Origin of the sequence: Neisseria elongata subsp. elongata, assembly GCF_900113545.1 — a bacterium.
In the GTDB taxonomy this organism is placed as follows: domain Bacteria; phylum Pseudomonadota; class Gammaproteobacteria; order Burkholderiales; family Neisseriaceae; genus Neisseria; species Neisseria elongata.
The window spans coordinates 24,650-39,635 of sequence record NZ_FOPS01000016.1; the positions used below are offsets into that span (position 1 = coordinate 24,650).

The 14,986-nt window shown below is 57.0% G+C and carries 10 protein-coding genes and 3 pseudogenes; 8 read left to right on the forward strand and 5 right to left on the reverse strand.

Going from position 1 to position 14,986, the window contains the following annotated elements:
- The first annotated feature begins 115 nt into the window (after nt 1–115).
- The gene (gene metE, locus BM261_RS11310; protein WP_049248506.1) at nt 116–2,395 is read left to right on the forward strand and encodes a 5-methyltetrahydropteroyltriglutamate--homocysteine S-methyltransferase; all 2,280 of its coding nucleotides are present in this window, start codon (nt 116–118) and stop codon (nt 2,393–2,395) included.
- A 461-nt stretch (nt 2,396–2,856) separates the two neighbouring features.
- Here the strand turns inward: metE and BM261_RS11315 are convergent, their stop codons facing one another.
- On the reverse strand, nt 2,857–4,164 hold the full coding sequence (locus BM261_RS11315; protein ID WP_074898338.1) for a M16 family metallopeptidase: 1,308 nt from the start codon (nt 4,162–4,164) through the stop codon (nt 2,857–2,859).
- Nucleotides 4,161–5,522: a M16 family metallopeptidase gene (locus BM261_RS11320; protein WP_074898340.1), complete on the reverse strand. Its 1,362-nt coding sequence runs from the start codon at nt 5,520–5,522 to the stop codon at nt 4,161–4,163. Before BM261_RS11320 ends, BM261_RS11315 begins: the two co-directional genes overlap by 4 nt.
- A gap of 155 nt (nt 5,523–5,677) precedes the next feature.
- On the opposite strand from BM261_RS11320, the gene BM261_RS11325 reads away from it, so the two are divergent.
- The 6 genes from BM261_RS11325 (at nt 5,678) to BM261_RS11355 (ending at nt 12,974) form a co-directional block, all read left to right on the forward strand.
- Nucleotides 5,678–5,896, forward strand: a complete 219-nt coding sequence (locus BM261_RS11325) for a hypothetical protein (RefSeq protein WP_003771878.1) — start codon at nt 5,678–5,680, stop codon at nt 5,894–5,896.
- Nucleotides 5,897–5,912: 16 nt separating this feature from the next.
- Complete coding sequence (gene ftsY / locus BM261_RS11330) at nt 5,913–7,415, forward strand: signal recognition particle-docking protein FtsY (RefSeq protein WP_074898343.1); 1,503 nt, start codon at nt 5,913–5,915, stop codon at nt 7,413–7,415.
- Between the two features lie 72 nt (nt 7,416–7,487).
- Nucleotides 7,488–8,900, forward strand: coding sequence for a D-alanyl-D-alanine carboxypeptidase/D-alanyl-D-alanine endopeptidase (gene dacB, locus BM261_RS11335; protein WP_074898346.1), 1,413 nt, complete (start codon nt 7,488–7,490; stop codon nt 8,898–8,900).
- A gap of 9 nt (nt 8,901–8,909) precedes the next feature.
- The gene (locus BM261_RS11340; RefSeq protein ID WP_074898348.1) at nt 8,910–9,362 is read left to right on the forward strand and encodes an FKBP-type peptidyl-prolyl cis-trans isomerase; all 453 of its coding nucleotides are present in this window, start codon (nt 8,910–8,912) and stop codon (nt 9,360–9,362) included.
- Between the two features lie 108 nt (nt 9,363–9,470).
- Nucleotides 9,471–11,678 (forward strand): DNA helicase II, encoded by a 2,208-nt coding sequence (gene uvrD / locus BM261_RS11345; RefSeq protein ID WP_074898350.1) that lies wholly within the window; start codon nt 9,471–9,473, stop codon nt 11,676–11,678.
- Between the two features lie 597 nt (nt 11,679–12,275).
- Nucleotides 12,276–12,974 (forward strand): tetratricopeptide repeat protein, encoded by a 699-nt coding sequence (locus BM261_RS11355; protein ID WP_256205715.1) that lies wholly within the window; start codon nt 12,276–12,278, stop codon nt 12,972–12,974.
- Between the two features lie 227 nt (nt 12,975–13,201).
- On the opposite strand, the pseudogene BM261_RS11365 reads toward BM261_RS11355, so the two are convergent.
- Nucleotides 13,202–13,570, reverse strand: a pseudogene (locus BM261_RS11365) (transposase); the annotation flags it as partial.
- A 187-nt stretch (nt 13,571–13,757) separates the two neighbouring features.
- Between BM261_RS11365 and BM261_RS12570 the strand changes: the two are divergent.
- Nucleotides 13,758–13,864: pseudogene (locus tag BM261_RS12570) on the forward strand (IS5/IS1182 family transposase); the annotation flags it as partial.
- Nucleotides 13,865–13,951: 87 nt separating this feature from the next.
- Here BM261_RS12570 and BM261_RS13020 read toward each other — a convergent pair.
- Nucleotides 13,952–14,176 (reverse strand): annotated as a pseudogene (locus tag BM261_RS13020) (PepSY domain-containing protein); the annotation flags it as partial.
- A 241-nt stretch (nt 14,177–14,417) separates the two neighbouring features.
- Nucleotides 14,418–14,762: a hypothetical protein gene (locus BM261_RS11380; RefSeq protein WP_074898358.1), complete on the reverse strand. Its 345-nt coding sequence runs from the start codon at nt 14,760–14,762 to the stop codon at nt 14,418–14,420.
- Between the last annotated feature and the right edge of the window lie 224 nt (nt 14,763–14,986).

A 14,986-nucleotide genomic window follows, 5' to 3' on the forward strand; every position in this document is an offset into this window, starting at 1 on the left:
CATTAAACAGATTCATACAAAATCTTCAAATAACTCGTTTGCCTATTGCACGGAAACGGCGCAAGATAGCAGCATTCGAAACTTTCCCCCTTAATTTGCTCCAAGGAGTTACTCAATGAATACTTTTCATCTTTCAGGCTATCCGCGCATCGGTGCGAAGCGCGAGCTGAAATTTGCCGTCGAAGCCTTTTGGAAAGGCGCGAAAACCGAAGCCGAGCTGCAATCCGTAGCCGCCGAAATCCGCCGTTTGAACTGGGCGGCGCAAAAAGCCGCCGGTGCGGATTTGCTGCCGGTAGGCGATTTCTCGTTCTACGACCATGTGCTTGATTTGCTGTGCGCTTTGGGCGGCATTCCGAAACGCTTCGGTTTCGACGCGGCCAACCTGAGCCTGCCCGAATACTTCCAGCTGGCACGCGGCAACGCCACCCAGTTTGCGATGGAAATGACCAAATGGTTCGACACCAACTACCACTTCATCGTGCCCGAATGGTCTGCCGACACCGAATTCAAAGTAAACGCCAAAAACCTGATCGCGCAAATCAAAGAAGCCAAAGCGCAGGGCTACGACATCAAGCCTACCTTGGTCGGCCCCGTTACCTTGGCTTGGCTGGGTAAAAAGAAAGACGGCATCAACTGCCGCGTGAAAGACCTGCTGCTGCCCAAACTGCTGCCCGCTTACGCGCAACTGCTGCGCGAACTGGCCGCCGAAGGTGCGGACTGGGTTCAGATTGACGAGCCGATTCTGGCTGCCGAAGCCGGTTCTGCATGGCTGGACGCATTTGCGCCGGTTTATCAAGAACTGTCCGGCACCGGTGTGCGCATCCTCGTCGGCACTTACTTCGCTTCCGTTGCCGAACATTTGGACCTGTTGAAATCCCTGCCCGTACAAGGCCTGCACATCGACTGCGTGCGCGCACCGGAACAACTGGCCGTGTTTGCCGAAGGCTGGCCGAAAGACCGCGTGTTGTCCGTCGGCCTGATTGACGGCCGCAACGTATGGCGTGCCAACCTGTCCAAAGTCATCGCCACTTTGGAACCGGTTAAAGCCAAATTGGGCGAAAACCTGTGGATCGCCCCAAGCTGCTCCCTGCTGCACAGCCCGCAAGACTTGGCCGTGGAAGAAAAACTGGACGGCGAAATCAAATCATGGATGGCTTTTGCCGCACAAAAACTGGTGGAATTGGGCGTGGTGAAACGTGCGCTGGAGCAAGGCAAAGACGCCGTTCAAGCCGAACTGGCCGCATCCGATGCCGCCGCCGCCGACCGTGCGACCAACAAACTGATTCACAACGATGCCGTCAAAGCCCGCGTGGCCGCCCTGCCGAAAGGCGCAGACCAGCGCAAATCCCCGTTTGCCGAACGCATCAAGGCACAACAGGAATGGATGAAGCTGCCCGCACTGCCGACCACAACCATCGGTTCCTTCCCGCAAACCACTGAAATCCGCCAAGCGCGCGCCGCGTTCAAAAAAGGCGAATTGAGTGCCGCCGACTACGATGCCGCGATGAAAAAAGAAATCGCCTACTGCGTCGAAGTACAGGAAAAACTGGAAATCGACGTGCCCGTACACGGCGAAGCCGAGCGCAACGATATGGTGGAATACTTCGGCGAACAACTGTCCGGCTACTGCTTCAGCCAATTCGGCTGGGTACAAAGCTACGGCAGCCGCTGCGTGAAACCGCCCATCATCTTCGGCGACGTTTCCCGTCCGAACCCGATGACCGTTTACTGGTCCACCTACGCGCAAAGCCTGACCAAACGCCCGATGAAAGGCATGCTGACCGGCCCGGTTACCATGTTCAAATGGTCTTTCGTCCGCGACGACATCCCGTTGAGCGAAGTGGCCAAACAAATCGCTTTGGCACTGAACGACGAAGTATTGGACTTGGAAAAAGCCGGCATCAAAGTCATCCAAATTGACGAGCCCGCCATCCGCGAAGCCATGCCGCTGAAAAAAGCGCAGTGGGACGAATTCCTGGCCTGGGCCTGCGAATCCTTCCGCCTGTCCAGCACCGGCGCGGAAGACAGCACCCAAATCCACACCCATATGTGCTACTCCGAGTTCAACGACATCCTGCCCGCCATCGCCAGCATGGATGCGGACGTTATCACCATCGAAACTTCGCGCTCCGACATGGAATTGCTGACCGCGTTCGGCGACTTCAAATACCCGAACGACATCGGCCCGGGCGTGTACGACATCCACAGCCCGCGCGTTCCGACCGAAGCCGAAGTGGAGCACCTGCTGCGCAAAGCAATGGAAGTCGTGCCCGTGGAACGCCTGTGGGTAAACCCCGACTGTGGCCTGAAAACACGCGGCTGGAAAGAAACCATCGAGCAACTTGAAGTAATGATGGCGGTTACCAAAAAACTGCGTCAGGAACTGGCTAAATAATCAGGCCGCCTGAAAAGCATCAAGGCCGTCTGAAAACCTCCAAACAGGTTTTCAGACGGCCTTTTATCATCCAATTCAACTTGCCAAAAAGAACAAAAAACGCGTCTGCACCGTCTGAGCCATAAGAAGCCAAACCGGCTGACGCTGCGGCATCAAACCAACCTATCGCGTAAGGGCAACCCATCCATCATCTGTCAGGCCGTCTGAAAAGCCGTTTCAGTCTATGGCGATACGCTTGATTCGCCAACCGTTGCCATGCCTTGGCTCAAAAGAACGGTTATTTCAAATACCGAAGCACTCGACAAACCTGCACCGCGATGTACAGCCTACGCTTCCGAGGCTTCTCCGCCTCGTCCTGATTGAAATTTAATCCACCATAGATATTGAGGCCGTCTGAAAAGCCGTTTTCAAAGTTCGAACTTTGTTGCGGTTTCACTTTCAGACGTCCTCTTTATCGAAGTTCAGCGTCCGCCCTTGCCGACGACGACGACGTTCAATTCCTGTGGGTTGAGGCGGCGGCGCCAGACTTCGCGCACTTGTTCCGCCGTTACCGCCTCGATATGGGCGGTGTAGGTGTCGTAGTAGTCCAAAGGCAGGTTGTTCGCACCGACGTTGGTGGCGATGGCGACGGTTTTGGCATTGGTATCGAAGGTCATGGGGAAGCTGCCGACGATGTTGTCTTTGGCCTGTTTCAGCTCGGCCTCGGTGGGGCCTTCGGCAATGAAGTCGGCCAGGACGGCGCGGGCGGCGGCCAACGCGTCTTCGGCACTGTCTTTTTTGGTGGAGAAGGCGATGCTGAACGGGCCTTTGCGCGTCATCGGGCTGATGCTGCTGGATACGCCGTACACCAGCCCTTTTTCGTCGCGCAGTTTTTTCATCAGGCGGCTGTCGAATCCGCCGCCGCCGAGGATGTAGTTGCCGACGGCGAGGGCGTAGCGGTCGGGGTCTTGGCGCACAATCAGCGGCAGCCCCATGATGACGGAGGCTTGCTCTTTACCGTCGAACGGGATGTCTTGGCGGCGGCCGGCGTTATTGGGGATTTCGGGGATTTCGGTGCGGGCGGCGGCTTGCGCGGGCAGGCCTTCCAATACGGCGGCCGCCGTTTTTTCGGCCTGACGGCGGTCGATGTCGCCGACGATGGCGACGTAGGCGTTGTTTTTGGCGTAGTGGCTGCGGTGGAATTGCGACAGGTCTTCAAGCGTGATGCCGTTGATGCTCTCTTCGCTGCTGCGCGCGCTGTTGGCATAGGGATGGCTGCCGTAGTTGAGCAGGGTTACGGCGCGGCCGGCGAGAAAACCGGGATCGCTGAGGCTTTGCTTCAGCGAGGTCAATGCCTGCCCTTTGGTGCGGATGAGGACGGCGGGATCGAATTTCGGATGGGCGATAATCTGATTGGCCAGTTTGAGGCCGTCTGAAAGGTTTTGGCGGCGGCTGAGCGAGGCAAAGCTGATGGTGGTGTTTTCCGGGCCTGCCGCCGTGCTGACGGTTACGCCGATGCGGTTGCTTTCGTCGCGCAGGGCTTCTTCGCCGTATTTTTCGGTGCCCGAGGGGAGCATGGTGGCGGTGAAGGCGGCCAAGTCGGGTTTGTGTTCGGCAACTCGACCCGCGCCTTTGAAGGTAATCTGCATATTGACGATGGGCAGTTCGTGCCGTTCCACCAGCGTGATGGTTACTCCGTCGGCGGTTTTCCAGCGTTGGAATTCGACGGCATGGGCGGCGGTGAAGGCGAGACAGGCCGCGAAGGCCGGGATGAGGACGCGGGTTTTCATGGTTTTACCTTTTTCAGACGGCCTTTTGCGGCTGCGGGTGGTTGCGGTTGCTCCGCCTGTTGCGGCAGAACGGTGATTTGCGCCATCGGGCTGTCGAGCAGCAGGCGGGCGGCGGACTGCACTTGTTCGGGCGTTACTTTGAACAGGCGACGGACGATTTCGTCTTCGCTCTTCCAACCGAAACCGTTGTGTTCGAGTTCGCCCAAGGTGTCGGCCTGGCTGCGGATGGAATCGCGGGCGAAAATGCGCCGGGTCTCCACCGGTGTGCGGATGAGTGCCAATTCGTCTTTGCCCACGCCGTTTTCGGCAATATCGCGGATTTCGTCCAGCAGGCGTTTTTTCAATTCTTCGGGCGTGGTTTGGCCGTTGGGCATGGCGAAAACACTGAATATGGCGTTTTTGCGGCCGAAATCGGTGTATCCGGCCGAAGTGTCCAAGGCAACGGCATCGCCGCGCTGGAGTTTGCGGCTGTAACGCGAGGAATCGGTGCCGTCAAGCACCAAGCCCAGCATTTCCAGCGCATAAGGCATGCCGTCGCTGATTTTTTCGGCATGCGGCACGCGCCAGTTCAGTGTGATAATGGGCTGGGCGGTAACGGCATAAACGGTTTCGTTCACTTCGCGGGCATCGGCGGTGCGTTCGGCTTCGTCGTTGCGCTGCGGCAGCGGGCGGGCGGGAATGCCGCCGAACAGCCGTCCGACTTTATCCGTGGTTTCCTTGGCCTTCACGTCGCCGACGATGACCAGCATGGCGTTGTTGGGGGCGTACCATTGTTTGTACCAGGCGCGCAAATCGTCGGCCTTCAGCGTATGCAGGTCGTTCATGTAGCCGATGACGGGGGCTTTGTTGAACGGTTTGTCCCACATTTTGATGTTCAGCGTTTCCCACATTTTGCCGGCCGGGCTGTCGTCGGTTCGCATCCGGCGTTCTTCGCGGATAACGTCCATTTCGTTGTCGAAGGCTTTGTCGCTGAAATTGAGGTTGACCATGCGGTCGGCCTCCATTTTCAACACTTCGTCCAGATTTTTAACCGCAATATTAGTGGTATAGACGGTTTCGGTGCGGTTGGTGTAGGCATTGTCGTCGCCGCCCAACGCCGCCACGCGGCGGCTGAATTCGCCCTCGGGCACGCTGTCCGTGCCTTTGAACATCATGTGCTCCAAAGCGTGGCTCAGGCCGGTTTTGCCCTCATGCTCATCCACGCTGCCGACCTTGTACCACAGCCGCACGGCCGCCACCGGCGCGCGCGCATCCTCCTTAATCAGTACCTTCATCCCGTTGGGCAGCGTCGAGAACAGCGTTTCCGCCTGCACCGACGACAAACCCGCCAACAGCAACAATCCGGCATAGCGCAGCATTTTTCCGATTCCTATCCGATGTGAAAAGCCGCCATGTTAATGGCTTAAAGGCCGTCTGAAAAGCAAAAATACGCGCAAGGCAATCCCAAAACCACCGCCGCTTGCGTTACAATCGGCCCGAATTATTTAATGACTGCATTAAAAAGGAATAAATCATGTTCAGCTTCCTGGCCAAACTGTTCAAACGCCCGTCCGCCAACCCGCCTGCCGAACAGCAGCCGCCTGCCGAGCCGCAACGCACGGCCGCATTCGAAGACGACGGCGGACTTCAAATGGACGACGGCGATTTGGAGGCCAACGTCAGCTTCGACGATGACAGCCCGCTGACCGCCGAAGAACTGAACATGGTCTCCAAACAAACCGACAAACAATAACCGACAGGAACACTCCATGGCCTTATTCGATTTCCTATTCAAACGGAAAAAAGACGAACCGCAGCCTGCCGCAGAAGACAGGCCGTCTGAAAACCCGCCTGCCGAAGAAGCGGCGGAAAGCGCGGAAACCCCCGAACCACCTTCAGAACCCGCCCCGCCTGCCAAACCGTCGCCACAAGCAGATACTGCCGAAGCCGACACGGCGGAGAGCGAACCCCTCAGCGAACGCGAAGCCTTCCTGCGCGACATCCGCAACGCCGACCGCAGCAGCCTGCTCAGCCATCCGGCACAGGCCGGCACGGCGACGGACACGGAAAACAGCCAACCGGCCGCCCCGGCCGAAACACCCGTCCCCACGCAAGAGCCGGAAACGCCTTCAAACGGCCTCCATCCCGAAAATGAAGACGAAACGACGGAAGAACCGGCAGAACAAGAACCCGTAAAAGAAAAAGAACAGCCGGCAGAAACACAACCCGTCGAGGAACAGCCAACCGAAGTGCGGCATACAGAAGGGCAACCTGAACAAGAACCGGCGGCAGAAAAAGCACAAGCCGTTGAAGACCGGCCTGTCGCAGAACAAGCTGCCGAAGAGCAGCCCGCAGAAACAGGCGGCTGGACGGCGCGTCTGAAACAAGGCCTGAGCAAATCGCGCGACAAAATGGCCAAATCGCTGGCCGGCGTATTCGGCGGCGGCAAAATCGACGAAGACCTGTACGAAGAACTCGAAACCGTGCTGCTCACCAGCGACATGGGCATCGAAGCCACCGAACACCTGATGGACGAAGTCCGCCGCCGCGTTTCCCTGAAAGGCCTTTCAGACGGCCGCGAACTCCGCCAGGCACTGAAAGAAGCCGTTTACGACCTGCTCTCCCCGCTGGAAAAACCGCTGGAAATCCCCGACAACGGCCAACCCTTCGTCATCATGATGGCGGGCATCAACGGCGCGGGCAAAACCACCTCCATCGGCAAACTGGCCAAATACTTCCAATCGCAGGGCAAATCCGTGATACTCGCGGCAGGCGACACCTTTCGCGCCGCCGCGCGCGAACAGCTCCAAGAATGGGGCGAACGCAACGGCGTAACCGTCATCTCCCAAGTCAAAGGCGATTCCGCCGCCGTCTGCTTCGATGCCGTCGAAGCGGCCAAAGCGCGCAAAATCGACATCGTGCTGGCCGACACCGCCGGCCGCCTGCCCACCCAGCTCCACCTGATGGAAGAAATCAAAAAAGTGAAGCGCGTACTGCAAAAATCCATGCCCGACGCGCCGCACGAAATCATCGTCGTCCTCGATGCCAACATCGGCCAAAACGCAGTCGGCCAAGTGGCGGCCTTCGACGACACCCTAGGCGTAACCGGCCTCATCGTCACCAAACTCGACGGCACGGCCAAAGGCGGCGTATTGGCCGCACTCGCCTCCAGCCGGCCGATACCCGTGCGCTACATCGGTGTGGGCGAAAAAATCGACGATCTGCGCCCGTTTGACGCGCGCGCCTTCGTCGACGCACTGATAGACAACTAAAACAACCGCAAAAGGCCGTCTGAAAGCAAAGCTCCAACGAAGCGACAACCTTTCAGACGGCCTCCTGACATTATGATGAGAAAACGCCTCGCCACCCTCCTCCTCGCCCTGCTGCCGTCCGTCCTGCCTGCCGCCGGACTGGATTTGGGCGGCATCCTCCCCGAAGAAGCCGCCGTTTACGTGCAAAACCTGCGCACGGGGCAAATCACCGCCGCCCACCGCGCCGACGCATCCGTGAATCCCGCCTCCACCATGAAGCTCGTTACCGCCTTCGCCGCCCTGCACGCATTGGGCGAAGACTTCCGCTGGCAAACCGAGTTCAAATCCGCCGCCCCGCTGCGCCCGAACGGCCTGCTGGACGGCGACCTTTACTGGGCGGGCAGCGGCGACCCCGTATTCGACCAAAGCGACCTGCTCGAAATGCAGGCGCAACTGCGCGACAACGGCGTAAAACACATCGGACGGCTGGTATTCGACCGCAACCTGTGGCCGCACGGCGGCACGGCCGACGACTTTGCCGACGATTCCGACCGCGCCTTCACCACCCCGCCCGACCCGCAAATGCTTGCCTACAAAGTCGTCGGCCTCACCATAAGACGCGACGAAGGCGGCGCGCTGACCGTGCACACCAGCCCCCCGCTGCCCGAAATACCGCTGGACAACCGCGCATCCTTCACCGCCTCCGCCGCCCCCTGCCCCAAGCCCGCCAAATTCGTTTGGGGCAAATACGAAAACGGCATCCTGACCGTATACGGCAAAGCCCCGTCCTCCTGCCTCGGCAAAGAAGTGTACGTCAACATGTTCGACGCGCAGGACTTCGCCCGCCGCAGCTTCATCAACCAATGGCGGCACGGCGGCAACAGCATTTCAGACGGCCTCGCCGTCGGCCCCGTCCCGCCGCAGGCGCGCACGCTCGCGCGCATCCGTTCCAAACCCCTGCGCGACGTACTGGCCGACATGAACAAACATTCCAACAACATCATCGCCCGCACCGTATTCCTCACCCTGGGCGAACGCGCCGCCGCCGACAAAGCCCGGCAAAACCCCGAAGCCGCCGTCCGCAGCCGGCTTGCCCTCTCCGGCATCCCCACCGCCCCGCTCGTCTTGGAAAACGGCTCCGGCCTCTCGCGGCGCGAACGCGTTTCCGCCCGCATGATGGGCGACATGCTCGCCGCCGCCTACCGCAGCCCGTTCAAACAAGCCTTTATCGGCAGCCTGCCGATTGCGGGCGGGGACGGCACGCTCAAATCCCGTTTTAAAAACATCGGCGCACCCTTGAGGCTGAAAACCGGCACGCTGAAAAACGTCCGCGCACTGGCGGGCTACTATCTGGGCGGCGACGGCTCCGACCCGCTGGCCGTCGTCGTCATCATCAACAGCGAACGCGCCGACAAACTGCTCGGCGAAATGGACAAACTCACCGAACGTCTGATCGCACCCGCCCCGCCTTCAGACGGCCTCACGCCCGGGGCGGCCAACCCATAAGGACAACGCATGAAAATCGAACCCGGCTGCCGCGCAGCCTTCCATTACACCCTGAAAGACGACGACGGCCAAATCCTCGACAGCTCCGAAGGCGGCCAACCCCTGAGCTACACCGCAGGCTCGGGCGAAATCGTCCCCGGCCTCGAACACGCCCTGATGTACCGCGAAGCGGGCGAACACCTCGACATCTCCGTCGCCCCGCAGGAAGGCTACGGCCTGCGCGACGAAAACGCCGTCCACAGCGTGAACAGGGAATACCTGGCCGGGCTGCTGCCGCAACTCGAAGAAGGCATGGCCGTGCAGGCCGACACCGAAAACGGCCCGCGCACCTTCTTCGTCAGCGAAATCGGCAACGACAGCGTAATCCTCGACGCCAACCACCCCCTCGCCGGCCTGACACTGCATTTCTCGGTAGACATTGTTTCCGTTACCCCGCCGGGCAAAATCAAAGTCGATTATTAAACCGCTTGCAAACCGGAAAGGCCGTCTGAAAAACACCGAACCGCTTTTCAGACGGCCTCATATTTCCATTAAAATACCGTATTCCCATTTTTCAGACGGCCTCTTCCCATGTTTCCCGACCAATCCGCCCCCAATCTGCTGCAAGGCTTGAACCCCGAACAACTTTCCGCCGTAACCTGGCCGCCGCAATCCGCCCTTGTGCTTGCGGGCGCGGGCAGCGGCAAAACGCGCGTGCTGACCACGCGCATCGCATGGCTTTTGCAAACCGGTCAGGCAAGCGTACACAGCATCATGGCGGTAACGTTTACCAATAAAGCCGCCAAAGAAATGCAAACCCGTCTCGGCGCGATGATTCCCTTCAACGTCCGCGCCATGTGGCTCGGCACGTTCCACGGCTTGTGCCACCGCTTTCTGCGGCTGCACCACCGCGATGCCGGTTTGCCGTCTTCCTTTCAAATCCTCGACAGCGGCGACCAGCTTTCCCTCATCAAACGCCTGCTCAAAAGCCTCAACATCTCTGAAGAAATCATCGCACCGCGTTCGCTGCAAGGCTTTATCAACGCGCAAAAAGAATCCGGTTTGCGCGCTTCTGTATTGAGCGCGCCCGACCCGCACACAAGCCGCATGATTGAGTGCTACGCCGAATACGACAAAATCTGCCAACGCGAAGGCGTGGTCGATTTCGCCGAACTCATGCTCCGCAGCTACGAAATGCTGCAAAGCAACGAAATCCTGCGTCAGCACTACCAAAACCGCTTCAACCACATTCTCGTTGACGAGTTCCAAGACACCAACAAACTGCAATACGCCTGGCTCAAACTCATGGCGGGCGGCAACGCGGCAGTGTTTGCCGTCGGCGACGACGACCAAAGCATCTACCGGTTCCGCGGCGCAAACGTCGGCAACATGACCGCGCTGATGGAAGAATTCCACATCGACGCGCCCGTCAAACTCGAACAAAACTACCGCTCCGTCGGCAACATCCTCGCCGCCGCCAACGCCGTTATCGAAAACAACGACGAACGCCTCGGCAAAAACCTGCGTACCGACGCCGAAGCAGGCGACAAAATCCGCTACTACTCCGCCTTTACCGATCTCGAAGAAGCCCAATTCATCGTGGACGAAACCAAAGCCCTCGAACGCGAAGGCTGGGATTTGGACGAAATCGCCGTCCTCTACCGCAGCAACGCCCAATCCCGCGTTATCGAACAAAGCCTGTTCCGCAGCGGCATCCCCTACAAAATCTACGGCGGCCTGCGTTTTTACGAACGCCAAGAAATCAAACACGCGCTCGCCTACCTGCGCCTCGCCGTCAATCCCGACGACGACAACGCCCTCTTGCGCGTCATCAACTTCCCGCCGCGCGGCATCGGCGCGCGCACCGTCGAAAACCTTCAGACGGCCTCAACCGAACAAGGCATCACCCTCTGGCAGGCAGCCTGCAATGCCGGTGCAAAAGCTACCAAAATCGCCGCCTTCGTCCGCCTGATTGAAGCCCTGCGCAACCAAGTTGGACAAATGCCCCTGCCCGAAATCATCGTCGGCATCCTCAAAGACAGCGGCCTGACCGAACACTACAAAACCCAAAAAGGCGACAACCAAGACCGCCTCGACAACCTCGACGAACTCGTCAACGCCGCCATCGAGTTCAAACCCGAAGACAGCAACTTCGAAATCCTGCCCGACAATATTTCAGACGACCCCGCCTTCCCCATCCTCACTTTCTTGAGCAACGCTGCTCTTGAATCCGGCGAAAACCAAGCAGGCGCAGGCGAAAAAGCCGTCCAACTCATGACCGTCCACGCCGCCAAAGGCTTGGAATTCAACGCCGTCTTCCTCACCGGCATGGAAGAAGGCCGCTTCCCCAGCGAAATGAGCCTTGCCGAACGCGGCGGCCTCGAAGAAGAACGCCGCCTCATGTACGTCGCCATCACCCGCGCCCGCAAACGCCTCTACATCACCATGGCGCAGCAAAGAATGCTGCACGGACAAACCGAATTCGGCATCGTCTCCCGCTTCGTCGAAGAAATCCCGCCCGAAGTGCTGCACTACCTGTCCGTCAAAAAAAACGCCTACGACAGCTACGGCAGCCCGCGCCAAACCGCCGCGCCCAAAGACAAAATCATCGACGACTACAAACAGCCCCAAACTTACGCAGGCTTCCGCATCGGACAAAACGTCCGCCACGCCAAATTCGGCACCGGCGTCATCATCGACGCCGTGGACAAGGGCGAATCCGCCCGCTTGACCATCAACTTCGGCAAACAGGGCGTGAAAGAGCTGGATACCAAGTTTGCGAAGTTGGAAGAGATGTAAAAGGGGGATGGCAGAGGTCGTCTGAAAACGGGAGCAACAATTTTTGCCGAAACCTCCGCCGTCATTCCCGCGCAGGCGGGAATCCAGAAGTTTGAGGTCACAGCAGCCTTGAAATATTCCTGAAATACCAAGGTCTGGATTCCCGCCTGCGCGGGAATGACGAACGGAAAACGCAGATGTAGCAACTGTATTTTTCACCCCGTCGGGCAAAAATACAGTTGCTACGGCTGTCCATCAAAAAGACCACCTACGACTGGATCGGTAGCGTTAAACAAAGGCCGTCTGAAATGGTTTTTCTGTTTTCAGACGGCCTCTTAGCTCAAACCTTGAAAACCGCATGCGTACGTTCCGCACACATCCTACTTGTTGAGTTTAAATTTCATATGAGCTACGGCTTGCTGCCGTCATTCCCGCGTTTATGCTCCGAAGGAGTACTGGCGGGAATGACGGCGAGTAGAGGGATGCGGGCTTGCGCAAGGTTTCGATATTGTAGCAATGTAAAGAAAACGCTAAAATCCATTACGCTTGGCAACAGGCGTATTTTTTCCAACCCACGGCATCCGAATGCCGCCTGATTTTTATTACGGGAAAATCAAAATGACTCTTACAGCTACGCAAAAATTGTTTGCCAAACCGCTAACCGCCGCTTTGGCCGCCCTGCTGCTGGCTTGCGCCGCGCCGGCTTGGGCGGATGATCATGCACAATTTCAACAAGGATACACGGCATATCAAGCAGGCAATTACGCCCAAGCCCTGCGTTTGTGGCAACCCCTTGCCCAGAAGGGCAATGCTGAGGCGCAATTCGCTTTGGGCTTGATGTATGCCAACGGCCGGGGCGTGGCGAAAAACTACCAGCAGGCCGCAGCATGGTGGCAGAAAGTCGCCGATCAGGGCGATGCTGACGCGCAATACAATTTGGGCTTGATGTATGACAACGGCCAGGGCGTAGCAAAAAACTACCGGCAGGCCGCGGCGTGGTATCAGAAAGCCGCCAATCAGGGCAATGCTGACGCGCAATACAATTTGGGCTTGATGTATGACAACGGACAGGGCGTAGCGCAAAACGATCAGCAGGCCGCAGCGTGGTATCAGAAAGCCGCCAATCAGGGACATGCTAAGGCGCAATACAATTTGGGCGTGATGTATTTCAACGGACAGGGCGTGGCGCGAAATTATCGGCAGGCCGCCGCATGGTATAAAAAAGTGTTGGCGCAGCCTGATACGCCGGAAAATGCCGAAGCCAAAGCATTGGCCCGCGAAAATCTGCAAGGATTAAGCAAACGCGGCGTGCGCTAACCGCCTGCATCCGGGCGGCATCAGCGGCAGAGGCCGTCTGAAAACCGGTTTTCAGACGGCCTGAGACCTTTGCAAAATTTCTTTTCCTCCAACAGCCGGAACCCAAACACAGGTTTTCGTCTGTTTCCGCCCCCAATACCTCCTGATTTTACCCAAATGCCCCCTTAATCCTCCCCGGACGCCCGATAATCAGGCATCCGGGCCGCCTTTTAGGCAGCAACAGGCACACTTAGCCTGTTGGCGGCTTTCAACAGATTTAAACACATCGCCTTACGGTAGCGGCATAAGGTGCTGTAATCGGGGATGCTCAACTCGTCGAAACGGCAAAACAGGTTGAAATCGATGCGGGTGATGAGGCTGTGTTCGAGTTCGGGATCGGAGAGGCTGTGCCATTGGCCGAGCAGGACGGCTTTGAACATAGACAACAGGGAATAGGCGGGACGGCCGCGGTGATCTCTAAGGTAACGGGTTCTTTGACGATTCAGGTATTGCTCGATCGGTTGCCAATCAATCACCTGATCCAACTTCAATAGTGGGAAGCGGTCGATGTGTTTGGCAATCATGGCTTGTGCGGTTTGCCGGAAGAAGGTGCTCATGAGAAATCCCCTAAATGTCTTGGTGGTAATTTAGGGGATTTTGGGGGGATTTTGCAAAGGTCTCGAGTGGGTAAAAATATCACCGTTGAAGGCTTGCTCGAATCCTAGCAGGGAATGCTTATCGAATAAACATCTATCTTTGCCGTATGCGGCAAGAGGAAGGCAGCCGCATTGCCAGAAAGATGAAAAATATAGTGGATTAAATTTAAATCAGGACAAGGCGGCGAGCCGCAGACAGTACAAATAGTACGGCAAGAAGAGCCAACGCTGTACTGGTTTAAATTTAATTCACTATAGGTTTTCAGACAGCCTCTCATCGGGAAAGCCGTCTGAAATAAAAACGCCGCAGGGAGTTTATCCTTGCGGCGTCGGCGGAACGGATCAATAGTCGATGCGTTCGCTGATAATCTGCAAATCTGGCCATGAGAAGACGATGTCGTATTCGCGGCCGTCTTTAAAGGCCTCGGCTTTCAGTACTAGGCGGCCGCGACGGTCGTCGGCTTCGATTTCATGGACTTGGTAGCCGCGTCGTTCGAGTATCCGCATGACCTGTGCACGTTTTTGCTCGAAAGACGGATCGCTGTAGATTTGGTATTCGATGTAGTCGTCATCGTAATACTTGCCGTCACGGCGGTAGCGGCTGTCGTCATAACGTTGGTCGTAACGATCATCATAGCGTTCGTAACGTTGGTCGTAGCGGTCTCTGCCACCCTGACGGCCGCTGTCGTAATAATCATAAGGGACGACGCAGGCAGTCAATGCAAGGCTGCTCAGAAGTAATACCGGCAATAGTTTTTTCATGTCGTATCCTTTCTGGATGGAGGGTGAAAAAAAGTCCGAGCACCGATTATAAATCAACGCGCTCTTCAATAATGTTCAAATCGGGATAAGTCATCACGATTTTATATTCCAAACTGCCTTTGTAAGCTTCAAACTCCAAGACAGGCCTCGCCCAATGCAGATCGATGTCGGAATCATGCACTTGATAGCCCCTGTCATTCAGGATGGACACGGCACGGTCGTGATGTGCGGCAAACGACGGATCGGTTTCCATTCGGTATTGAGCATAATCTTCGTAAAGGTCGAAACCGCCTACTGCAAGACAGACGGCGCACACGGCGACGGCAGGGAGCAGCAGTTTTTTCAAAAGCGACTTGAACGGTTTTGACTCTTGCAACTGCGGATTATTCATAATAATTCCCTTTGTGTCTGTGGTCGGTATATACATTTAAACATGCTAAACTTAGGAAAAAGTTAGGAGTGTTTTCAAACGGCCTGACATGAATTTAAACCTCCAAGAAATTCATATAGAACGAGACCTTTGCAAAATTCCTTTTTCCCCAACAGCCGAAACCTAAATAAAGATTTTCGGCTGTTTTTGTTTCAAATATCCACTGATTCTACTCAAATACCCCC